This is a genomic window from Ensifer sp. R1-3, assembly GCF_056739175.1.
On record NZ_CP096515.1, the window covers coordinates 1,252,262 to 1,273,328 of the forward strand.

A 21,067-nucleotide genomic window follows, 5' to 3' on the forward strand; every position below is an offset into this window, starting at 1 on the left:
AGGGACGTCCAATGAAGGATCTTTCCTGGCTCAAGGCCCAGCCGATCGCCCATCGCGGCTTCCATGACATGAATCGCGAAGTCTGGGAGAACACGCTCTCGGCCTTCGCCCGCGCGGCCGAAGCCGGTTTCGCGATCGAATGCGATCTTCAATTTGCGGCCGACAGCGTTCCGGTCGTTTTCCACGACCACGACCTGCAGCGTCTCTGCGGGATCAGAGGCGACGTGCGGGCGAAAACGTCCGCCGAGCTCGGGCTGTTGTCCATCGGCGGCACCAGGGACAAGGTGCCGACGCTCAAGCAGATGCTGCGCCTCGTCGCCGGCCGGGTCCCGCTCATCATTGAACTCAAGGGGCGGAAGGGCGACGACGAGGGCTTTGCCGCGGCCGTGCTCGAGACGCTGGAAGGTTATGACGGCCACGTTGCGCTGATGAGCTTCGACCATTGGCTGCTCAGGGACCTGAAGGAGCTGGACGCGCCCTACCCCCTCGGCCTGACTGCCGAAGGCTCCAATCCGGAGACCTTCTTCGTGCACGAGGAGGCGATGCATCTCGGGCTCGACTTCATTTCGTACCATTACGGCCACCTTCCAAATCCTTTCACGGAAAAGGAGCGCGCGCTCGGCCGCACGCTCATCACCTGGACGGTGCGGGACAGACAGGCTCAGGAGCACACATTCGCCAATGCCGACCAAATGACCTTCGAGGGTTTCGATCCGCGGGAGATCATGATTTCGTAGGCGCATGACAGACGCGATCACCATCCGCATAGAGCATTCGTTCACGTCGATACCGCCGGCGAGCTGGGACAGGCTTGCCGGCGCCTCGAAGGGGCATGCCGGCACGCCCTACAACCCCTTCGTCTCCCATGCCTACCTTTCCGCACTGGAAGAATCCGGATCGGCAACGGCGGAAACGGGATGGCTCGGGCAGCATCTCCTGATGGAGGACGCGGACGGTTCCCTGCGGGGAGCGCTTGTCTGCTACGTCAAGAGCCACAGCCAGGGGGAGTATGTTTTCGACCATGGATGGGCGGATGCCTTCGAGCGTGCCGGCGGCCGCTACTACCCGAAGCTGCAATGTTCCGTGCCCTTCACGCCGGCAACAGGGCCGCGGCTGCTCGCGGCCGAGGGAAGCGACCGACAAACGGTCGGCAATGCGCTCGCGGCCGGTCTCAAGGAACTCACGCGCCGCCACGGTCTTTCCTCGGCCCACGTGACCTTCGTCCCGGTTGACGAGATGGCGGCCTTGGAGCGGGCGGGCTTCCTGCACCGTATGGACCAGCAGTTCCATTTCATCAATCAGGGCTATGGATCGCATGACGACTTTCTCGCCACGCTTGCCTCGCGAAAGCGCAAGGCACTGAAGAGAGAGCGCCGCGCAGCCGTCGAAAACGGCATAACCATCGACTGGCTGACCGGCAGCGACCTCACGGAAGAGATCTGGGACCAGTTCTTCGCCTTCTACATGGACACCGGCGGACGCAAATGGGGCCGCCCCTATCTGACCCGCGCCTTCTACTCACTCATCGGCGAGCGCATGGCCGACGACATATTGCTGGTCATGGCCAAGCGCGGCGGGCGCTACATCGCGGGTGCGATCAATTTCATCGGCGGCGATGCGCTGTATGGCCGGCACTGGGGCTGTATCGAGGACCACCCCTTCCTGCATTTCGAAGTCTGTTACCATCAGGCGATCGATTACGCGATCGCGAAGGGATTGAAACGCGTCGAGGCCGGCGCGCAGGGCGAGCACAAGCTCGCGCGGGGCTACATGCCGGTGACCACCCATTCCGCTCATTTCATCAGCCATCCGGGGCTTGCGCGCGCCGTAGCCGATTATCTGGAACGGGAGCGCCGGGATGTGGAAGAAACCGGCGAGTTTCTTGCGGAGCACGGGCCTTTCCGCAAAGGTGAGCGCCAGGACGACTGAGACACCGCGAACGCGTGCCAGGAAAAGGAAACGACATGAGTGCATATGACACAAACAATATCTTCGCCAAGATATTGCGCGGCGAGATACCCTCGCATCGCGTCTACGAGGACGAAGCCACGGTCGCCTTCATGGATGTGATGCCGCAGGCCGAGGGCCATGTCCTGGTGTTGCCGAAGGCCCCGTCACGCAACATTCTCGACGCCGACCCGGCCACCCTCACCAGCCTGATCGCAACTGTCCAGAAGATCGCCGTCGCCGCCAAGACCGCTTTCGACGCCGACGGCGTCACCATCATGCAATTCAACGAGGCACCGGCCGGACAGTCCGTCTTCCATCTCCACTTCCACGTCATCCCCCGCCGCGAGGGCGTTCCGTTGAAGCCGCATTCCGGCAAGATGGAAGACGGGGAGGTGCTGGCCGCAAACGCAGAGAAGATCCGCCGGGCGCTTTAAGGCCTGTTGAGATTGGGGATTCCCGCGGCGGCTTGTTTGATTTCCTCATCGCTGTGCTCGTCACAGGGATGAGGATGTTGGGGAGGCCCAGACATCGCTTCAGCCCCGTAGAGATCGGGCTGTTTGCTATGTGCTCACCTGAAATCGCGGAGACGATGTGCCGGCAGAGAAAGACTCAGGCAAAGATCCTCATCTAATAAGATAGCCTTGATTCAAACGTTTATGGCAATCTGTCATATCAATGCTTTAAGTCGTCAAAACCCCAGCCACCAAAGACCCGCGGCCAGGGCGGCGATTGCCGTTGCAATGCCGGCGGCGGGCTTCTGGCGGGCGGCGAAAAACACGATCGCGCCTATCACGACGGAGCCCAGCCGAAGCCACAGTGGCGACTGCGCAAGAACGCCGGTCGGGTAAAGAATAAGCTTTGCGATGACCGCTGCGACCAGTGCCGTCGCCACCGCCCTCACCCAGTTCAGCGCCTCCGAATCGTCGCGCAGACGATTGCCGGCGAGGACCCCTAGCCATCGCCAGATATCGGTCGCGAGCCAGCCGGCTATCCCGATGAACGCATAGGCCCACCATCCGTCCATCCAGGTCACGCGCTCGTCTCCCGCCGCGCGCGCCATAGGCGCTCGCCCGCCCAGGCCAGCGTTCCGCCGCCAAGGCCGGCGAGCAGGATGTCGAACTCGGGTGCGATCCAGTAGCAGAGCGGCCCCGCGACGAGCCCGATGGCGAGGGCCGCGTAGACGACCGGATGGCGCGCGGAATTCCAGATCGAGGCGAGGAAATAGACCGGCGTCAGAAAGAAGAGACATCCGGCGACGATCGGCGGGAAATCGGCGACGAGGCGATAGACGATCCCGACCAGCGCCATATTCGTGGCGACCAGCGTGATGCCGAAGCCGGCGAAGAAGGTCGCGCGGTGCTGGCGCGGAACCGAATGCACGCGCTCCATCGCGAAGACCCAGGCGGTGATGGCGATGAAATGCGAAAGCACGAGAAGCAGCCATGTCGGCGTCTTCGGCGTGCGCAGCTCGGGAACGAGTGCGGCGACCATCGGCATCAAGCGCACCGACGAAAGCGTGACCGCCAGGAACGCCGTCGCAAGACTCGCGCCGCTGAGGATCGAACTCACGAGAATGACCTTTGCCGGCAGGGCCCAGACGATGCCGGTCATGAACACGACCTGCGCCGGCGGGATCCCGGCCTGAACCGTCAGCGAGCAGAAGCCCACGAAGGAAAGCATGAGGATTATGGCCGGAAGGCTGAATATCCCGCGCGCACCCGCCAGAAACCAGCCCAGAGGCGATCGCTCCTCTTCGATACGGTTTGTGGAATCCACCCGCTATGCTCCACGCTCACAAGAAAGTGCCGGGTAACTCACCCGGCACCGTCACGTCCAGTCGCGATCGCGTTATTTCTTGCGCGGCACCTTCGGAACCGTCCGCCCCCTGAGGGGAGCCGCGCCGGAGCTGCCGCCGCTCTTGTTCGAGGACTTGGCGGTCGTCTTCTTCGACTTGGCTTTCGCGCCCTCTTCGGCTGCGGCTACGCTTTCCTTTTCGGCAGCCTTCTTGGGTTTCGCGCCCTTGCCGGCCGGACGCGAGACTTCGGCCTTGGGCTTGATCGGAGCAGTTTCCGGCACGGCTTCGAGCATGAGCCCCTTCGTGCCATCTTCCTTGTTGCCGATCGTCACCTTGACGACACCGCCCTTCTTGAGCTTGCCGAAGAGGATCTCGTCCGCGAGGGGCTTCTTGATGTTTTCCTGGATGACGCGTGCCAGCGGCCGTGCACCCATCTTCTCATCATAGCCCCTCTCTGCAAGCCAGGCGATCGCATCAGGCGCAAGGTCGAAGGTGACATTGCGCTCCGCAAGCTGCGTTTCGAGCTGCATGACGAACTTCTGCACGACCTTGTGGATGACCGGGGTCGGCAGAGAGTTGAACGGAATGACGGAGTCCAGACGGTTGCGGAACTCCGGCGTGAAGAGGCGATTCAGCGCCTCCACGTCCTCGCCGGTTCGCTTGGAGGAACCGAAGCCGATCGCCGCCCGAGCCATGTCGGACGCGCCGGCATTGGTCGTCATGATCAGGATGACATTCCGGAAATCGATCTTCTTGCCGTTATGGTCGGTCAGCGAACCGTGATCCATGACCTGCAAGAGGATGTTGAAGAGATCCGGATGCGCCTTTTCGATTTCGTCGAGAAGCAGCACGCAATGCGGATGCTGGTCGACGCCATCGGTCAGGAGTCCGCCCTGATCGAAACCGACATAGCCGGGAGGCGCGCCGATCAGTCGGGAGACCGTGTGGCGTTCCATATATTCCGACATGTCGAAGCGCAGCAGCTCGACGCCGAGCGAGGTGGCGAGTTGCTTCGCCACTTCCGTCTTGCCGACGCCGGTCGGGCCGGAAAAGACGTAGCAGCCGATCGGCTTGTTGGGCTCGCGAAGGCCTGCGCGCGCCAGCTTGATCGACGAGGCGAGCGCCTCGATCGCCAGATCCTGGCCATAAACGACGGAACGCAGTTCCTGCTCGAGATTGGCGAGCACGGCTTCGTCGTCCTTGGACACGGTCTTCGGCGGGATGCGTGCCATCGTTGCGACGGTCGCTTCGATCTCCCTTTCGGTGATCAGCTTGCGGCGTTTGCTGACGGGCAAAAGCATCTGAGCGGCACCGGACTCGTCGATGACGTCGATCGCCTTGTCCGGCAGCTTCCGGTCATTGATATAGCGTGCCGAAAGCTCCACCGCCGCCTTGATGGCATCGTTGGTGTATTTCAGCTGGTGGTAGTCCTCGAAATACGGCTTGAGGCCCTTCATGATCTCGATCGTGTCCGCGATCGTCGGCTCGTTGACGTCGATCTTCTGGAAGCGGCGAACGAGAGCCCGGTCCTTTTCGAAGAACTGGCGGTACTCCTTATAGGTGGTCGAGCCGATGCAGCGGATCGCGCCGGAAGAAAGCGCGGGCTTCAAGAGGTTCGACGCGTCCATGGCGCCGCCCGACGTGGCCCCGGCACCGATGACCGTGTGGATCTCGTCGATGAACAGCACTGCACCGGGATAGTCTTCGAGTTCCTTGACCACCTGCTTCAGGCGTTCCTCGAAGTCGCCGCGATAGCGGGTCCCGGCCAGCAGGGTTCCCATGTCGAGCGCGAAGATCGTGGCGTCCTGCAACGCCTCGGGCACCTTCTTCTCGATGATGCGCTTGGCAAGGCCCTCGGCGATTGCCGTCTTGCCGACGCCAGGATCGCCCACGTAAAGCGGGTTGTTCTTGGATCTGCGGCAAAGCACCTGAATGGTCCGGTTGACTTCGGCGTGACGCCCGATCAGAGGATCGATCTTGCCGGACTTGGCCTTTTCGTTGAGGTTCACGCAATAGGCCGTGAGCGCATCCTGCTGCTTCTTCGGGCCGGCCTCCTCGCTCTCGCGCGAAGCCTTCTGTTCGGAGTCCTGGTCTTCCGCACCGCGCACCGGCCGCGCCTCGGAGCTCCCCGGCCGCTTGCCTATGCCGTGCGAAATGAAATTGACTGCATCATACCGTGTCATCTCCTGCTCCTGCAGGAAATAGGCAGCATGGCTCTCGCGCTCGGCGAAGATCGCCACGAGCACGTTGGCGCCCGTCACCTCCTCGCGGCCCGAAGACTGCACATGGATGACGGCTCGCTGGATCACGCGCTGAAAGCCGGCCGTCGGCTTGGAGTCCTCGTCGTAACCGGTGACGAGGTTCGACAATTCGTTGTCGACGTAATCGGTCACGGTCTTGCGAAGCGTGTCGAGATTGACGTTGCACGCGCCCATCACAGCCGCCGCATCGGCATCATCGATCAATGCCAGCAGCAGGTGCTCGAGCGTCGCATATTCGTGATGGCGCTCGTTGGCAAAAGTCAGTGCCTGATGCAGCGCCTTTTCGAGGCTGGGCGAAAATGTTGGCACGTTAGTTCCTCATTTCTTTTCCATGACGCATTGCAACGGATGTTGATGCTGCCTGGCGAAATCCATCACCTGCGTCACCTTGGTTTCGGCGACCTCGTAGGTGAAGACGCCGCATTCTCCAACGCCGTGGTTGTGGACATGTAGCATTATGACGGTCGCCTCTTCGCGGTTCTTCTGAAAGAAGCGTTCGAGGATGTGAATGACGAATTCCATCGGTGTGTAATCGTCATTCAAAAGCAGAACGCGGTACAAACTCGGCTTCTTGGTCTTCGGCTTGGTGCGCGTGATGACGGACGTGCCACGACTGGGGCCGCCTCCGTCTCCTTCGCTTCCCTGCTGCATCCGGACCGGCATGGCGATCATTCTTGTTCATTCCTTTACAGCCGCGGATCCATTCGCATTCGGCCACGACATGCTTGCCTTTATCTAATGGTTCGTTCTTGGATTTTAAGACCGAACCCACGCACTGCAAACATATTCGCACGGCGAAACACAAGATTGATCAAATTTCTTCGGCGGCGGTGGCAACTTTCACGGGTTGCGGCGGGATCAATGAGCCGCGGCGCACGAACAGACGAAGGCCGGCCGCGGCATCCGCGACCGGCCTGTTCTGCAATAGCGATGAGGCTGATGGTCAGGCGGCGGCGGCTGTTTTGACCGCAGCGGCCGCCTTGGCAACCGGTGCCTCGTACGGCTTGTAGGCGTCCTTGGCGAGGTCGGCATACATCTCACCGATCTTCGTCGCCTCGGTGAAGAAGCCTTCGTAGCTTGCCTTCAGATAATTCGTCTGAAGCTCGAACGCTGCTTCGAGGCTTTTGACGCTGGTAAGCTTTTCGAGATGAGCAACGCTATCCTCGAAGGACTTCTTCGAATAATCGGCCGCTTCGGTCGCAATAGCCTGGAAGCCTTTGGTCATGGCGGAGTAGCTCTTCACGGCCACGTCGAGGGCTTCCTTGCTCTTCTTGTTCGCATCGTCGAAGTTAAACATCGGGTGTCTCCTTGTGACGGCTCGGCTAGGAACTCGGTTTAGTCTATGTGCACTGCACAAAAAGTCAAGTTCAGTGTGCAATGCAATAAAACACAGTTCTTGCAACGACTTGATGAAGACCGGACGCCTCCGGACAAATTCTTCGAAAAGTATGATTTAACAGCAGAAAACCCGGCCTGATTGCTCAGAACCGGGTCTTGCAACGCGCGATTACCACCGATCCCGGTGGGATCGAGGGCTCTCAGAGATCGATGTCGAGGATCGCCATCGAGAAATTATAGGAGAGCTCGCCGTCCTCTTCGTCCCGGAAGACGACACCGAGAAATTCGTCGCCGAGATAGACTTCAGCGGATTCGTCCTTCTTCGGGCGAGCCTTGACGACCATGGACTGGTTGAACGTGCGCTTAAGATAGGCCTCAAGCTTGCGGATTTCTTCGGGCTTCAAAACTCTTCTCCGTAGCCGATTGATTTGCCGCGCTTGTTGCACGGGCCATTGCCAGGTGTAAACCCATCAGAGCGCCAAGCGTTCGCCGAGAGGCGAAGAAATGCTCGCAACGCCTTGAATTGCTGCACTGATTTTTCGCGGCGTCGATGCCCGGCACAGCCGGGTTTCAGGCGCCTTGATCAGATATCGAACGACGCCAGGATCTGGTCCATTTGACGCGACGGCTCGGAACAGCCGGCCTCGCCGACAACCTTCGCCGGCACCCCGGCAACCGTCGATTTGGGAGGGACCGCCTTCAGCACGACGGAACCGGCGGCCACGCGCGAGCAGTGGCCGATGTGGATGTTGCCGAGAATCTTTGCGCCGGCGCCGATCAGCACGCCGTTGCCGATCTTCGGATGACGGTCGCTGCCTTCCTTGCCGGTGCCGCCAAGCGTCACGCCATGCAAGATAGATACGTTGTCGCCGATGACCGCGGTTTCGCCGACGACGAGCCCCGTTGCATGATCGAGGAAGATGCCGCGCCCGATGCGGGCGGCCGGGTTGATGTCGGTTTGGAAAACACTGGAGGAGCGGCTCTGGAGATAGAGCGCAAAGTCTTTCCGGCCGCGGTTCCACAGCCAGTGAGCCAGACGGTGCGTCTGTATGGCATGGAAGCCCTTGAAATAAAGCACGGGCTCCATGAAGCGCGTGCAGGCCGGGTCGCGGTCGTAGACCGCCTGTATATCGACGCGCAGGACGGCGCCCCATTCGGGCCAGTCCTCGAGCATTTCGGCGAAGGTCTGGTGCAGGAGGCTCGCCTGTAGGTCGGGATGGTCCAGCCTCTCGCAGATCCGGTAGATGACGCAATCTTCCAGGGAATGCTGATTGACCACCGTCGAATAGAGAAAGGCCGCCAGCATCGGGTCGCGCTCGGCCGCCAGACGCGCCTCCTCACGCAGGCTATCCCAGATCGGATCGATCGCTTCGAGCGATTCCGTATGACGAAGTTCTGTCTTGGCGACCATGGTCGCTCTCCTTCCTGGGCGGTCCCTCAGCGGGGTCGTCTTTGGCTTGCCTGTTTAGGACGGGTCGTTGTTCCGGCATATATAGGCCAATTCCCGGTCGACATAAATGGCCTGACCGGAATTCACCTCTCGTTACAGCGCCGCGCGTCTTATCAGACGCGCAAAGGCCGCTGTGGCACTTTGATCTGCTGCAGGTTTTTGTCCTTTAATCGGATAGGATTAAAGGACACATGCAGTAGTGGCACGGACGGGAGCAACTCGAGGAAAAGTGCGCAGGGTTTTCCGTCCGGACTGGCCTCACCCAACCCCGGCAAGGAACTCCAGAACCGCCTTCTTGAACACCCGGTCGCCGACCGCCAGCATGTGGTCGCGCCCGGGAATGTCGAGTGCCACGGCATGCTGCATCAGCGCGGCGAGCTCCTCAGCCGATCCGGCGATGTCATCCTTTGTCCCGACGCCGATCAGCACCGGCACGTCTATGCGGCCTACCTCGTCTGCGGTAAGCAGGTCCCGCGATGTCGATATGCATGCGGCCAGCGCCTGACGATCGCTTTTCGTCTGGTCTGCGAAGGCGCGGAACGTCCGGCCGCGCTCGTGCGTAACGTCCTCCAAAGAAGGTGCAAGCAGCGCGTCGGCGATCGGATCCCACTCCCCCACCCCCGTGATCATGCCTATCCCGAGACCGCCGAATACCAGCGAACGGACGCGATCCGGGTGCTGCAAGGCCAGGAATGCCGAGATCCGCGCGCCCATCGAATAACCCATGACATGCGCTTCGCCGATGCCGAGATGCACCAGAAGTGCCGCCGCATCCCCCGCCATCTGCGGCGGGTGATAGAGCGAGGGATCATGGGGCTTGCTGCTTTGCCCGTGCCCGCGATTGTCGAGCGCGATGACGCGGTATCCGGCGTCGCCGAGCGTCTTCAGCCATCCGGGAAAAACCCAATTGACATTGGCGCTCGATGCAAAGCCGTGAATGAGCAGGATCGGGTCGCCCGAGGGGTCACCTTCGTCGAAATAGGCGATTTCCAGTCCGTCGTGCGTGAAGCGGGAAAATGGCGGAGGGTTCAAGTCCATCTGGTTTTCCTGGTATTGTCCTGTCGGCGCGGACGTTAGTTGGTAAAGCAACGCCCGGAAACCCCAACCGCTCCAAAAACCATAGGGCGCGGCATGTTTGCCGCTACACATTTTCGCCAAAGCTCACTATGGTGCCGGCAAAATCGACACCCCAATCGACACCTAAGACTTGCATATATCGGAGTACGACATGGCCGGCCACAGCATCCCCCATTTTCAGAACGACGGCGGGCACCGGGTCATCGAGATCGGCGTCAAGGAATTCATGTGCACGGGTGCTTCCGTCCCGTTCGACCACCCTCACATCTTCGTCGACATGGGCGACGAGAACGAGAAAGTCTGTTCCTATTGCTCGACCCTCTACCGCTACAATCCTTCCCTGAAGGCGACGGAAACGATCCCTCCGGGCTGCCTTTTCACGACTAAAGCCGCCTGATCCTGCGCAGGCGACGGCGCGATATCCATGCAAAAGGCTGATCCGGTCGCGATCGTCGGTGCCGGCATCGCCGGGCTGACGGCTGCGCTCTGCCTTGCACGGAAGGGGTTCCGGACGGATATCTTCGAGCAGGCCGATGCATTGGAGGAAGCCGGTGCCGGGCTTCAGCTTTCGCCGAATGCATCGCGCATCCTCATCGAACTCGGGTTGCTGCCCGCTCTCGAACGCGTCTGGAATGAACCGGAAGCGATCTCGCTTACCGACGGCCGCTCGCTGCGGCCGCTTGCCAGCGTGCCTGCCGGCGCACGCGCCCGCGAGCGCTGGGGGGCGCCGTATGGCGTCCTGCATCGCGCCAGCCTGCAAACGATCCTTCTGGATGCCGTCCGGGCCGAGCCGCTCTGCCGCCTTCATCTGGGGAGGCGAATCGCGGACGATCCGCGAACAGTCATCACCGAGGCGAGCAAGCGCTCACCGGCCGCGATCATCGGCGCGGACGGGATCTGGTCGCGGATTCGCTCCTCCGTTGCCGGCGCCGGCACCGTCCGTTTTTCGGGCAATGTCGCCTGGCGCTTCACGCTGCCACGCACCCGGGTGCCCGCCTGCCTGTCGCAAGATCGCGTCACCGCCTTCCTCGCGCCGAAGGCCCATCTCGTCGCCTATCCGATCCGGAAGATCGACGGCTTCAACTTCGTTGCGATCGTTGCCGGAAGGGCGTCGGGCGAAACCTGGGAGGGGCGCGAATCCGGCGATCGCCGGCGCGAGTTCGAGGCGGCCTTCAGGGATTGGCATCCCGACCTGCGCTCGTTGCTCGGTCACGCCGGCTCGGCGACCTACTGGCCGCTCTGCACGGTTGAAGACGGGGCTTGGCACAATGGACGCGACACCATCCTCATCGGCGATGCTGCCCACGCCCTGACGCCATTTGCAGCCCAGGGCGCGGCGATGGCCATCGAGGACGCCCGGGAACTCGCCCGCTGTATGGCCGATTCTCCCGACCTTCCCTCCGCCTTCGCACGCTATGAAGACGCACGCAGGGTGCGGATCGGCCGCGTTCGCAAGCGCGCCGCCTTCAACAGCTTCGCCTACCACGCAGCAGGTCCGGTGCGGATCGCGCGCAATCTCGTTCTTTCTTTCAGAAAACCCGAAGCGCTCGCAGCCGATTTCGACTGGCTTTACGGCTACGGCGCTTAGTTGGCGCAGGATGAGGGAAGCGTATTTCCGCCTCCCTATCGCTTCGGTCAGACCTCAGACGGCGTTTGCCGCGGCGAGGCCCGCCTCGATATCCCGGCGGATGTCCGGTACATCCTCGAGTCCGATCTGCAGCCGGATGACCGGCCCTTCGGACGGTGCCTTCGCCACCTTGCGATCGGAGAGGTTCACGTGAACGGCGAGGCTTTCGAAGCCGCCCCAGGAGTAGCCGAGCCCGAACAGCGAGAGCGCATCCAGGAAGGCATGCGCCTTTGCCTTGCCGTCTTCCGGTTCCGCCTTGAGCACGAAGGAGAATATCCCGCTCGCGCCGCCGAAGTCGCGCTTCCACAATTCGTGTCCGGGAAAGCTCGGCAGTGCCGGATGAAGCACGCGCGCCACCTCGTCTCGGCCCTCCAGCCATTCAGCGATCGCGAGCGCGCTTGCCTGATGACGCTCCAGGCGAACGCCCATCGTGCGCAGGCCGCGCAGGATCTGATAGCTGTCGTCCGGCGAAACGCAGACGCCGAGCGTAACCATCGCCTCGCTGAGTGCCGGCCAATGGGCCGCATTGGCGGAAACGGTTCCGAGAAGAACGTCCGAGTGACCGGAGGGGTACTTGGTCGCCGCATGGATCGAAACGTCGACGCCGTGGTCGAGGGGCCGGAAATAGACCGGCGTCGCCCAGGTATTGTCCATAGTCACGATACAGCCGTGCCGGTGCGCCGCGGCGGCGATTGCCGGAATATCCTGCATCTCGAACGTATTCGAGCCCGGGGCTTCCGTATGCACCAGCCGCGTGTTCGGCCTGATCAGGTTTTCGATGCCGGCGCCGATCGTCGGGTCATAATATTCGACCGTGACGCCGAGCCTGGAGAGCATCGTGTCGCAGAAGTGGCGGGTGGGGAAATAGACCGAATCGACAATGAGCACATGGTCGCCCGAGGAGAGATAGGCGAGGAACGGCACCGTGACCGCAGCGAGCCCGGAGGGAACGAGGATCGTGCCCGCTGCGCCCTCCAACTCGTTCACGGCCTCGCAGAGCGCGTCGGTCGTCGGTGTGCCGCGCGTCCCATAGGTATATTTCTGCGCCCGCGTCTCCATCGTCCTCGCATTCGGGAACAGCACGGTGGAGGCGTGAACCACCGGCGGATTGACGAAGCCATGGAAGTCGGAGGGGTTGTTGCCGGTGTGCGCGAGACGGGTATTGATCCCCTGCTCCGCTCGCCCGATCTTGTTGTCTGCCATTGAAACATCCGCTGTTGATTTTCGCTGCCGACTCATCGAACGGGCCACCGGCCGGGTCAAGGAAAAATTCAAGCCGGCCGCCCGTGAATCACGAAGATGCGCAACTGACGGTTTTTTATTCATGACGGGCAATTCTGTCGCGAGACCTGCCTAAACTTCTGGCGAGCTTCACGTTTTTCACATTGAAGATCATAAAATCGGCAACGTCTCTTGACCCTTCCAGATTTTGAGCATGAGATAGTTTGTACTCAGGCCAGGAGGGTGGCCGAGGCTGCACGCGCCAAGAGAGCGCAACCGTGCAGACGCGAAAAACGACAACCGAAAAGGTTAAAAAAAATGGCAAGAAGAATTCTGACAGCTCTCGTTGGCGCTGCTGTCGTGGGGATTGGCACACATGCGGCATCCGCCGCTACGCTTGACGACGTGAAGGCCAAGGGCTTCGTCCAGTGCGGCGTGAATACCGGCCTCGCCGGTTTCGCAGCCCCTGACGCCTCGGGCAATTGGAGCGGATTCGACGTCGACTATTGCAAGGCGATTGCGGCCGCGATCTTCGGCGACGGCAGCAAGGTCAAGTATACGCCGCTCTCCGCCAAGGAGCGCTTTCCGGCGCTGCAGTCCGGCGAAGTCGACGTGCTCGCACGCAACACGACCTGGTCGATCAACCGCGACACGGCGCTTGGCTTCAACTTCCGTCCGGTCAACTACTACGACGGCCAGGGCTTCATGGTTCGCAAGGAACTCGACGTGAAGTCCGCCCTCGAGCTTTCCGGCGCCGCCGTCTGCGTTCAGACCGGCACGACGACCGAGCTCAACCTCGCCGACTACTTCAAGGCGAACAATCTGCAGTACAACCCGGTCGTCTTCGAGAAACTCGAGGAAGTGAACGCTGCCTACGACGCCGGCCGTTGCGATGTCTATACGACCGACCAGTCCGGCCTCTATTCGCTGCGCCTCACCCTCTCGAAGCCCGATGACCACATCGTTCTGCCGGAGATCATCTCCAAGGAGCCGCTCGCACCGGCGGTCCGCCAGGGTGACGATCAGTGGTTCGACATCGTCAGCTGGGTCCATTACGCCCTGGTCCAGGCCGAAGAGTTCGGCGTAACCCAGGCCAATCTCGAAGAAATGAAGAAGTCGACGAACCCCGACGTTCAACGCTTCCTGGGCGTCGAGGCCGACAGCAAGATCGGCACGGACCTCGGCCTCACCAACGAATGGGCGGTCAATATCGTCAAGGCAGTCGGAAACTACGGCGAAGTGTTCGACCGCAACATCGGCGCAGGCAGCCCGCTGAAGATCGAGCGCGGCCTCAACGCTCTCTGGAACAAGGGCGGTCTCCAATACGCACCGCCGGTCCGCTGATCGGACGCTATGTCGGGGGGACGGCCGCGGCCGTTCCCCCGATCAACGATAAAAACCCGATAAGGGGAACATCCGAAAGGATGGACAAGGGGAAAGAGGCATTGCATGGCCATCGGCGTCACCAACGCGCCTGAACGAAGCAGGTCCTCAGGGTCGATCATCAACGATCCTCAGGTGCGCGGGATATTCTATCAGGCAATCACCATCATCATCCTCGCAGCGCTCATCTACTGGATCGTCGACAACACCGTCGACAACCTGAGACGCGCGAACATCGCATCCGGCTACGATTTCGTTAGAAGCCGCGCCGGCTTCGATGTCGGACAGTCGCTGATTTCATTCACCAGCGATTCCACCTATGGCCGCGCCTTGCTGGTCGGCTTCATCAATACGTTGCTCGTCGCAATTACCGGAATCATCACGGCGACGATCATCGGCTTTATCGTCGGCATCGGACGCCTTTCGCACAACTGGATCATCGCCAAGCTCTCGCTGGCCTATGTCGAAGTGTTCCGCAACATCCCGCCGCTGCTCGTTATATTCTTCTGGTACAGCGGGGTGCTGTCGATATTGCCGCAGGCACGAGATGCGCTTGCCCTGCCCTTTGATATCTTTCTGAGCAATCGCGGCGTCGCCTTTCCGAGGCCGATTGCCGAAGAGGGTGCAGAATACACGCTCCTCGCGTTTGTTATCGCCGTCGCCGCAAGTGTGTTCTTTGCCCGTTACGCGCGCCAGCGGCAGTTGGCGACCGGCGAGCGCCTTCCCGTCCTGTGGACCGTGCTCGGGCTGATCATCGGTCTGCCGCTGGTCACATTTCTCGTGACCGGTGCGCCGATCACCTTCGACATTCCCGTGGCGGGCAAGTTCAACCTTACGGGCGGTTCGGTCGTCGGACCGGAGTTCATGTCGCTGTTCCTCGCGCTTTCCTTCTACACGGCAGCCTTCATCGCCGAAATCGTCCGGGCCGGCATCCGCGGCGTTTCCAAAGGCCAGACGGAGGCGGCACATGCGCTCGGCATACGCCCGGCGTTGACGACGCGCCTCGTGGTCGTGCCGCAGGCGATGCGCATCATCATTCCGCCGCTGACCAGCCAGTATCTCAACCTCACCAAGAACTCCTCGCTGGCGGTTGCCATCGGTTATGCCGATCTCGTTGCCGTCGGCGGCACCATCCTCAACCAGACCGGACAGTCGATCGAGATCGTAAGCATCTGGCTCATCGTCTATCTCAGCCTGAGCCTCGCGACGTCGCTGTTCATGAACTGGTACAACGCCCGAATGGCGCTGGTGGAGAGGTGAGATCATGAGCACGAATCAGGCCTCTTTCGTTCGCGCTTCGATGATCGAAGCTTCGCCTGCCCCGTCGCTGGAAAGCGGTGTCGTCTCCTGGCTGCGGAAAAATCTGTTCGCCACGCCCAAGGACACCGCCCTGACGATCATCAGCTTGCTCATCCTGGCATGGCTGGTGCCGCCCGCAATCCAGTGGCTCTTCATCGATGCCGCCTGGAGCGGCGGCGGCCGCGGCGTCTGCGCCACGCTCTCGCAAGGCGGCTCGCAGCCGGAAGGCTGGAGCGGCGCCTGCTGGGCCTTCGTCAATGCGAAATTCGCCCAGTTTCTTTTTGGCCGCTATCCGCTCGACGAGCGCTGGCGTCCGGCGCTTGTCGGCATCCTCTTCGTGTTGCTCCTGGTGCCGATGCTGATACCGAGAATCCCGTACAAGGGATTGAACGCACTTCTGCTGCTGGTCGCCCTGCCTATCCTTTCGGCGATCCTCCTCCCAGGTGGCTGGTTCGGCCTCACCTATGTCGAAACGCCGCTCTGGGGCGGCCTGATGGTCACCCTGGTCCTGTCCTTTGTCGGAATCGCGGTTTCGCTGCCGCTCGGCATCCTGCTGGCGCTCGGGCGCCGGTCGAACATGCCGGTGATCAAGATGCTCTGCACCGTCTTCATCGAGGTCATCCGCGGCGTTCCATTGATCACGGTGCTTTTCATGGCCAGCGTCATGCTGCCGCTGTTCCTGCCGCAGGGCGTCACCTTCGACAAGTTCCTGCGCGCCCTGATCGGTGTGTCGCTCTTTGCCTCCGCCTACATGGCGGAAGTCGTGCGCGGCGGCCTGCAGGCAATTCCGAAGGGCCAGTATGAGGGCGCCGATTCGCTGGGGCTCAGCTTTTGGCAGAAAATGGGCTTCATCGTCCTGCCGCAGGCCCTGAAGCTGGTCATTCCCGGTATCGTCAACACATTCATAGGCCTGTTCAAGGACACATCGCTCGTGTCCATCATCGGCATGTTCGACCTGCTCGGCATCGTTCGCCTGAACTTCAGCGATACGAACTGGGCCACCGCCGTCACGCCACTGACCGGCCTTATCTTCGCGGGCTTCGTCTTTTGGCTTTTCTGCTTCGGCATGTCGCGCTATTCAGGCTTCATGGAACGCCTGCTCGACAGAAGCCAGCGGTAAAAAAGGGGAAAAAAGAAAATGGCAAATACCGCCACTGCACCGAAATTGGCCGTCTCGACGACGGATGTCGCGATCGAAATCACCAACATGAACAAATGGTACGGTGATTTCCATGTGCTGCGCGACATCAATCTCAGGGTCATGCGCGGCGAGCGCATCGTCGTCGCCGGCCCGTCGGGTTCCGGCAAGTCGACGATGATTCGCTGCATCAATCGGCTCGAGGAGCACCAGAAGGGCAAGATCGTCGTCGACGGCATCGAACTCACCAACGACCTGAAGAAGATCGATGAAGTGCGCCGGGAAGTCGGCATGGTCTTCCAGCACTTCAACCTCTTCCCGCATCTCACGATCCTGGAAAACTGCACGCTGGCGCCGATCTGGGTGCGCAAGATGCCGAAAAAGGAAGCCGAGCAAGTCGCGATGCACTTCCTGGAGCGCGTCAAGATTCCGGAGCAGGCGCTCAAATATCCGGGCCAGCTTTCGGGCGGTCAGCAGCAGCGCGTCGCCATCGCCCGCTCGCTTTGCATGCGGCCGAAAATCCTCCTCTTCGACGAGCCGACCTCTGCGCTAGACCCTGAGATGGTCAAGGAAGTGCTCGACACCATGGTCGGACTCGCCGAAGAAGGCATGACCATGATCTGCGTCACCCACGAAATGGGCTTCGCCCGCCAGGTCGCCAACCGCGTGATCTTCATGGACCAGGGCCAGATCGTCGAACAGAACTCGCCGGCCGAGTTCTTCGACAATCCTCAGCACGAGCGGACCAAGCTGTTCCTCAGCCAGATCCTGCACTGATCCGGAACAGTTCGAAACGACGGCGGCCCGCCTTCATGGCGGGCCGTTTCGTTTTGTGTTCCAAGCCAAAACCTCGCAGAAACCTTCCATTCTAAGGCCCGTTGAGATTCGGGCACCGCCGCGGCCTCGAATTCCTGCCGTCTGCTCGAAAGGAATGGGACAAGCTGGGCGCGACGATCCGGCAGCAGCTTGCAAAGAAGCTGCGTGAGCGTTTGGAGCGCCCCCGCATTCCGAGCGCCGCACTACACGGGATGCCCGACCACTACAAAATCAAACTGAGACAGCTTGGCTATCGTCTCGTCTACCGGGTCGATGACAGCGTTGTCACTGTGCTGGTCGTGGCAGTTGGAAAGCGAGAGCGGGGTGACGTCTACAACTTGATGCGAGCACGCGGGCGTTAGATCGCCGGACCGGGCATCATAGGCCACCTAAACGCTCCAGCCCGCACGCGGCGAGAGGGGGTGACTATGGCAGCCGAGGCGCCCGCCACGAGTCCCTTCGCCCCGCTTGCGGGGAGAAGGTGCCGGCAGGCGGATGAGGGGCGGCCGCAAATCGGCGTAAAATATCTTTAAGAGGACGCTATCGCCGTCGGCGCCATGGATCAGCCGACGAATGCACGTTCGATGACGAACTCTGCCGGCTTGTTGTTGGCGCCTTCCGTCAGGCCGGCGGCTTCGAGGATTTCCTTGGTATCCTTCAGCATCGCGGTGGAACCGCAGATCATTCCGCGGTCGATCTCGGGATCGAGCGGCGGCAGGCCGAGGTCTGCGAAGAACTTGCCGTTGGTCATCAGGTCGGTGATCCGGCCCTTGAAAGGATATTCTTCGCGCGTAACCGTGGCGTAGTGCCGAAGCTTGTCGCCGACGATCTCGTTCAGGAACTCGTGATTGCGGATTTCATCGACAAGATCGAAGCCATATTTCAGCTCCGCCACGTCGCGGCAGGTATGGGTAAGGATGACCTCCTCGAACTTCTCGAAGGTCTCCGGGTCGCGGATGAGGCTCGCAAAGGGCGCGATGCCCGTGCCCGTCGAGAACATATAGAGCCTGCGGCCGGGCACGAGCGCATCCAGCACCAGCGTGCCGGTCGGCTTCTTGCGCATCAATACCTGGTCGCCGGGCTTGATCCCCTGCAGATGCGACGTCAGCGGCCCATCGGGCACTTTGATGGAGAAGAATTCCAGTTCCTCGTCCCAGGCCGGGCTCGCGATCGAATAGGCACGATAAACGGGCTTGTCGCCGACCATCAGTCCGATCATCGCAAATTCGCCCGAGCGGAAGCGGAACTCCTGCGGGCGTGTCATGCGGAAGCGGAAGAGCCGGTCGGTGTAGTGTTCGACGCTCGTCACCGTTTCAGCGAAGACGCCTGCCGGAGCCTGTACCGCGAAATCTTCTTTTTTTGCCGGAGCATTCATCGTGACCACAGTCCTGTAAATGGTGACGCTGTTTATCAACTACAAGCGGATATTCCAACCCATGCCGAATTGAAAGGAAATCCCTTCCAAATATAGTCGCTTTCGAGGATTTCGGCTTGCTTCACACTGTCGCGGCCTGCACCTTTCAAGAGACGCGGCGCCAGCTGTAGGAATTGATGTTGGCGGACGGCTTTGCCGTCGGCTGGTAGTGGTTGGAAATGCCCGGCAGCCGGCCCTCCGAAAGCCGTTTGATCGCCGTGGCGTTGGTTACGGCGAAGCTGTCGACGCCGCAACGCAGCATAAGCGGGATCGGGTCGATCAGCACGTCGCCGACGGCGCGGATTTCGCCCTGGTAGCCGAGCCGCGAACGCAGCAGCGAAGCATGGCTGAAGGACCGGCCGTCGCTGAAAGCCGGAAATGCCACCGCCACCAGCGCGATCCTTTCGAGATACGGCTGAAGACGCATCACGTCGTCTGCGGGGTTGATCAGAACGCCAAGCTCCGAGGCATCGCTCTCCGCAACCGCCGCCAGGAAGCCGTCGATGTTCAGAATCGCCTTCTCGTTCGACCCGGCCTTGGTCTCGTCGGTTTCGATCACCCAGGGATCATCGTTCACGAAGCCGGTTTCTTTCCAGATTTTCGTCATCTTCTGCTGTCCTTGGATCACGCGGCTGCCTGGGCACCGCCGCCATAGAGCGCATCCTTGAAAGGCTGCGGCCCCACCCGGCGATAGGCTTCGAGGAAGGTCTCCGACTTGTCCCGGCGCAAGCCGAGATAGGTATCGACGATCGTCTCCACCGCGTCGGTCACTCTTTCCGGCTCGAAGCCGCGACCGATGATCTCGCCGATCGATGTATGTTCGTCGCCGGAGCCGCCGAGCGTGATCTGATAGAGCTCCGCGCCCTTCTTTTCGACGCCCAGAAGACCGATATGGCCGACGTGATGGTGCCCGCAGGCATTGATGCAGCCGGAGATCTTGATCTTGAGCTCGCCGATTTCGGCCTGCCGCTCGGGCGAGCCGAAACGGTTCGAAATCTCCTGCGCGACCGGAATCGAGCGTGCATTGGCAAGCGCACAGTAGTCGAGCCCCGGACAGGCAATGATGTCGGTGATCAGCCCCGCATTGGCGGTGGCGAGGCCGGCGGCGACCAGGGCGCGATAGACAGGCTCGAGGTCGGCAAGCGCCACATGCGGCAGGATCAGGTTCTGCTCATGGCTGACGCGGATCTCGTCGAAGGCATATTCCTCGGCGATATCGGCGACCGCATCCATCTGTTCATGGCTGGCGTCGCCCGGAATGCCGCCGATCGGCTTCAGAGAGATCGTCACCATGCCGTAGTCGGGATGCTTGTGCGGCTGGACGTTCTGGTGCACCCAGCGGGCAAATTCCGGATCGGCCTTCTTCCAGCGGGCGAGACTGCCCCAGCCCTCCGGCCGGTTCGGCAGTGTCGCGGGCGCAAAATAGGCAGCGATCGCCTGGATATCAGCGTCCGGCAGCTTCAGTTCCGTGTCCTTCAGATTGGCGAATTCGAGCTCCACCTGACGGGCCAGTTCCTCGGCACCGGTTTCATGAACCAGGATCTTGATGCGCGCCTTGTACTTGTTGTCGCGGCGACCATGGAGGTTGTAAACGCGCATGATCGCGGTCGTGTAGGAGAGCAGATCCTCTTCCGGCAGGAAGTCGCGGATCTTCTTGGCAATCAGCGGCGTGCGGCCCTGCCCGCCGCCGACATAGACGGCAAAGCCAAGCTTGCCGTTCTCGTCCTTCTTCAGGTGCAGGCCGATGTCATGCACCTGAATGGCGGCGCGGTCGCGCTCGGCGCCGGTCACGGCGATCTTGAACTTGCGCGGCAGGAACGAGAACTCCGGATGGACGCTCGACCATTGCCTGAGGATTTCGGCATAGGGGCGCGGGTCGGCGACTTCGTCAGCCGCGGCACCGGCGAAATGGTCCGCCGTCACGTTGCGAATGCAGTTGCCGGAGGTCTGCAGCGCGTGCATCTCCACGCTTGCCAGTTCCTGAAGGATATCAGGCGTGTCGGAAAGGCGCGGCCAGTTGTACTGGATGTTCTGGCGGGTCGTGAAATGTCCGTAGCCGCGGTCATATTTGCGGGCGATATGGGCGAGCATCCGCATCTGCCGGCTCGAGAGCGTACCATAGGGAATGGCGACGCGGAGCATATAGGCATGGAGCTGCAGATAGACGCCGTTCATCAGGCGCAGCGGCTTGAACGCATCCTCCGCGAGTTCACCGGACAGTCGCCGCTGGACCTGGTCGCGGAACTGCTCGACGCGTGCGGAAACGAAGGCGTGGTCGAATTCGTCGTAACGATACAT

Annotated in this window: 22 protein-coding genes; 10 read left to right on the forward strand and 12 right to left on the reverse strand. The window is 61.3% G+C overall.

The features are described from left to right. The first annotated feature begins 11 nt into the window (after positions 1–11). Genes M1D43_RS06000 through M1D43_RS06010 form a run of 3 tightly spaced genes read left to right on the forward strand, consistent with a single transcriptional unit; the run spans position 12 to position 2,384 of the window. Entirely contained in the window at positions 12–737 is a 726-nt protein-coding gene (locus tag M1D43_RS06000; RefSeq protein WP_003534999.1) for a glycerophosphodiester phosphodiesterase, read from the forward strand. Positions 738–741: 4 nt separating this feature from the next. Then, on the forward strand, positions 742–1,929 hold the full coding sequence (locus M1D43_RS06005; protein WP_153312971.1) for a GNAT family N-acetyltransferase: 1,188 nt from the start codon (positions 742–744) through the stop codon (positions 1,927–1,929). Positions 1,930–1,964: 35 nt separating this feature from the next. Next, positions 1,965–2,384: an HIT family protein gene (locus M1D43_RS06010; protein ID WP_028012037.1), complete on the forward strand. Its 420-nt coding sequence runs from the start codon at positions 1,965–1,967 to the stop codon at positions 2,382–2,384. Positions 2,385–2,638: 254 nt separating this feature from the next. Here M1D43_RS06010 and M1D43_RS06015 read toward each other — a convergent pair whose 3' ends face one another. The 8 genes from M1D43_RS06015 to M1D43_RS06050 all read right to left on the reverse strand — a co-directional run bounded on the left by M1D43_RS06015 (position 2,639) and on the right by M1D43_RS06050 (position 9,832). Next, positions 2,639–3,010 carry an AzlD domain-containing protein gene (locus M1D43_RS06015; RefSeq protein WP_192923376.1) on the reverse strand — a complete coding sequence of 124 codons (372 nt, stop codon included), beginning with the start codon at positions 3,008–3,010 and terminating at the stop codon, positions 2,639–2,641. Next, complete coding sequence (locus tag M1D43_RS06020) at positions 2,980–3,726, reverse strand: AzlC family ABC transporter permease (protein ID WP_318853558.1); 747 nt, start codon at positions 3,724–3,726, stop codon at positions 2,980–2,982. Before M1D43_RS06020 ends, M1D43_RS06015 begins: the two co-directional genes overlap by 31 nt. Positions 3,727–3,798: 72 nt before the next feature. Continuing rightward, the gene (clpA, locus tag M1D43_RS06025) at positions 3,799–6,315 is read right to left on the reverse strand and encodes an ATP-dependent Clp protease ATP-binding subunit ClpA (RefSeq protein WP_003535010.1); all 2,517 of its coding nucleotides are present in this window, start codon (positions 6,313–6,315) and stop codon (positions 3,799–3,801) included. Between the two features lie 9 nt (positions 6,316–6,324). After that, positions 6,325–6,678: an ATP-dependent Clp protease adapter ClpS gene (gene clpS, locus M1D43_RS06030; protein ID WP_003535011.1), complete on the reverse strand. Its 354-nt coding sequence runs from the start codon at positions 6,676–6,678 to the stop codon at positions 6,325–6,327. Positions 6,679–6,949: 271 nt separating this feature from the next. Continuing rightward, positions 6,950–7,303: a phasin PhaP2 gene (phaP2, locus tag M1D43_RS06035; RefSeq protein WP_153312972.1), complete on the reverse strand. Its 354-nt coding sequence runs from the start codon at positions 7,301–7,303 to the stop codon at positions 6,950–6,952. 241 nt (positions 7,304–7,544) lie between these two features. Next, on the reverse strand, positions 7,545–7,748 hold the full coding sequence (locus tag M1D43_RS06040; RefSeq protein WP_003535016.1) for a DUF3126 family protein: 204 nt from the start codon (positions 7,746–7,748) through the stop codon (positions 7,545–7,547). A gap of 179 nt (positions 7,749–7,927) precedes the next feature. Next, complete coding sequence (cysE, locus tag M1D43_RS06045) at positions 7,928–8,755, reverse strand: serine O-acetyltransferase (RefSeq protein WP_003535018.1); 828 nt, start codon at positions 8,753–8,755, stop codon at positions 7,928–7,930. A gap of 297 nt (positions 8,756–9,052) precedes the next feature. Beyond that, positions 9,053–9,832 (reverse strand): alpha/beta fold hydrolase, encoded by a 780-nt coding sequence (locus tag M1D43_RS06050; protein WP_015241159.1) that lies wholly within the window; start codon positions 9,830–9,832, stop codon positions 9,053–9,055. A gap of 190 nt (positions 9,833–10,022) precedes the next feature. Between M1D43_RS06050 and M1D43_RS06055 the strand changes: the two genes are divergently transcribed. Both M1D43_RS06055 and M1D43_RS06060 read left to right on the forward strand, forming a co-directional pair. Continuing rightward, on the forward strand, positions 10,023–10,268 hold the full coding sequence (locus tag M1D43_RS06055; protein ID WP_003535025.1) for a zinc-finger domain-containing protein: 246 nt from the start codon (positions 10,023–10,025) through the stop codon (positions 10,266–10,268). Positions 10,269–10,295: 27 nt separating this feature from the next. After that, positions 10,296–11,459, forward strand: coding sequence for an FAD-dependent monooxygenase (locus M1D43_RS06060; protein WP_153312974.1), 1,164 nt, complete (start codon positions 10,296–10,298; stop codon positions 11,457–11,459). 54 nt (positions 11,460–11,513) lie between these two features. Here M1D43_RS06060 and M1D43_RS06065 read toward each other — a convergent pair whose 3' ends face one another. After that, complete coding sequence (locus M1D43_RS06065) at positions 11,514–12,701, reverse strand: cystathionine beta-lyase (protein WP_003535029.1); 1,188 nt, start codon at positions 12,699–12,701, stop codon at positions 11,514–11,516. Positions 12,702–13,037: 336 nt separating this feature from the next. Between M1D43_RS06065 and M1D43_RS06070 the strand changes: the two genes are divergently transcribed. The 5 genes from M1D43_RS06070 to M1D43_RS06090 all read left to right on the forward strand — a co-directional run bounded on the left by M1D43_RS06070 (position 13,038) and on the right by M1D43_RS06090 (position 17,717). Continuing rightward, positions 13,038–14,063: an amino acid ABC transporter substrate-binding protein gene (locus tag M1D43_RS06070; protein WP_003535031.1), complete on the forward strand. Its 1,026-nt coding sequence runs from the start codon at positions 13,038–13,040 to the stop codon at positions 14,061–14,063. A gap of 105 nt (positions 14,064–14,168) precedes the next feature. Then, the gene (locus M1D43_RS06075) at positions 14,169–15,362 is read left to right on the forward strand and encodes an amino acid ABC transporter permease (protein ID WP_003535033.1); all 1,194 of its coding nucleotides are present in this window, start codon (positions 14,169–14,171) and stop codon (positions 15,360–15,362) included. Positions 15,363–15,366: 4 nt separating this feature from the next. After that, positions 15,367–16,521, forward strand: a complete 1,155-nt coding sequence (locus M1D43_RS06080; protein WP_003535035.1) for an amino acid ABC transporter permease — start codon at positions 15,367–15,369, stop codon at positions 16,519–16,521. Between the two features lie 18 nt (positions 16,522–16,539). Further along, complete coding sequence (locus tag M1D43_RS06085; protein ID WP_003535037.1) at positions 16,540–17,316, forward strand: amino acid ABC transporter ATP-binding protein; 777 nt, start codon at positions 16,540–16,542, stop codon at positions 17,314–17,316. 101 nt (positions 17,317–17,417) lie between these two features. After that, the gene (locus M1D43_RS06090) at positions 17,418–17,717 is read left to right on the forward strand and encodes a type II toxin-antitoxin system RelE family toxin (protein ID WP_153312975.1); all 300 of its coding nucleotides are present in this window, start codon (positions 17,418–17,420) and stop codon (positions 17,715–17,717) included. Between the two features lie 200 nt (positions 17,718–17,917). Here M1D43_RS06090 and M1D43_RS06095 read toward each other — a convergent pair whose 3' ends face one another. The 3 genes from M1D43_RS06095 to M1D43_RS06105 form a co-directional block, all read right to left on the reverse strand. Continuing rightward, positions 17,918–18,730 carry a ferredoxin--NADP reductase gene (locus M1D43_RS06095; protein WP_003537440.1) on the reverse strand — a complete coding sequence of 271 codons (813 nt, stop codon included), beginning with the start codon at positions 18,728–18,730 and terminating at the stop codon, positions 17,918–17,920. A 145-nt stretch (positions 18,731–18,875) separates the two neighbouring features. Further along, the gene (locus M1D43_RS06100) at positions 18,876–19,376 is read right to left on the reverse strand and encodes a DUF934 domain-containing protein (RefSeq protein ID WP_010969243.1); all 501 of its coding nucleotides are present in this window, start codon (positions 19,374–19,376) and stop codon (positions 18,876–18,878) included. Positions 19,377–19,393: 17 nt separating this feature from the next. Next, the gene (locus tag M1D43_RS06105) at positions 19,394–21,067 is read right to left on the reverse strand and encodes a nitrite/sulfite reductase (protein ID WP_003537444.1); all 1,674 of its coding nucleotides are present in this window, start codon (positions 21,065–21,067) and stop codon (positions 19,394–19,396) included.

Bases quoted from the DNA above. Each gene is read 5' to 3' on its own strand.
- M1D43_RS06000 (WP_003534999.1), top strand. From the start codon at position 12: ATGAAGGATCTTTCCTGGCTCAAGGCCCAGCCGATCGCCCATCGCGGC.
- M1D43_RS06005 (WP_153312971.1), top strand. From the start codon at position 742: ATGACAGACGCGATCACCATCCGCATAGAGCATTCGTTCACGTCGATA.
- M1D43_RS06010 (WP_028012037.1), top strand. From the start codon at position 1,965: ATGAGTGCATATGACACAAACAATATCTTCGCCAAGATATTGCGCGGC.
- M1D43_RS06015 (WP_192923376.1), bottom strand. From the start codon at position 3,010: ATGGCGCGCGCGGCGGGAGACGAGCGCGTGACCTGGATGGACGGATGG.
- clpS (WP_003535011.1), bottom strand. From the start codon at position 6,678: ATGATCGCCATGCCGGTCCGGATGCAGCAGGGAAGCGAAGGAGACGGA.
- phaP2 (WP_153312972.1), bottom strand. From the start codon at position 7,303: ATGTTTAACTTCGACGATGCGAACAAGAAGAGCAAGGAAGCCCTCGAC.
- cysE (WP_003535018.1), bottom strand. From the start codon at position 8,755: ATGGTCGCCAAGACAGAACTTCGTCATACGGAATCGCTCGAAGCGATC.
- M1D43_RS06050 (WP_015241159.1), bottom strand. From the start codon at position 9,832: ATGGACTTGAACCCTCCGCCATTTTCCCGCTTCACGCACGACGGACTG.
- M1D43_RS06055 (WP_003535025.1), top strand. From the start codon at position 10,023: ATGGCCGGCCACAGCATCCCCCATTTTCAGAACGACGGCGGGCACCGG.
- M1D43_RS06060 (WP_153312974.1), top strand. From the start codon at position 10,296: ATGCAAAAGGCTGATCCGGTCGCGATCGTCGGTGCCGGCATCGCCGGG.
- M1D43_RS06065 (WP_003535029.1), bottom strand. From the start codon at position 12,701: ATGGCAGACAACAAGATCGGGCGAGCGGAGCAGGGGATCAATACCCGT.
- M1D43_RS06070 (WP_003535031.1), top strand. From the start codon at position 13,038: ATGGCAAGAAGAATTCTGACAGCTCTCGTTGGCGCTGCTGTCGTGGGG.
- M1D43_RS06075 (WP_003535033.1), top strand. From the start codon at position 14,169: ATGGCCATCGGCGTCACCAACGCGCCTGAACGAAGCAGGTCCTCAGGG.
- M1D43_RS06080 (WP_003535035.1), top strand. From the start codon at position 15,367: ATGAGCACGAATCAGGCCTCTTTCGTTCGCGCTTCGATGATCGAAGCT.
- M1D43_RS06085 (WP_003535037.1), top strand. From the start codon at position 16,540: ATGGCAAATACCGCCACTGCACCGAAATTGGCCGTCTCGACGACGGAT.
- M1D43_RS06095 (WP_003537440.1), bottom strand. From the start codon at position 18,730: ATGAATGCTCCGGCAAAAAAAGAAGATTTCGCGGTACAGGCTCCGGCA.
- M1D43_RS06100 (WP_010969243.1), bottom strand. From the start codon at position 19,376: ATGACGAAAATCTGGAAAGAAACCGGCTTCGTGAACGATGATCCCTGG.
- M1D43_RS06105 (WP_003537444.1), bottom strand. From the start codon at position 21,067: ATGTATCGTTACGACGAATTCGACCACGCCTTCGTTTCCGCACGCGTC.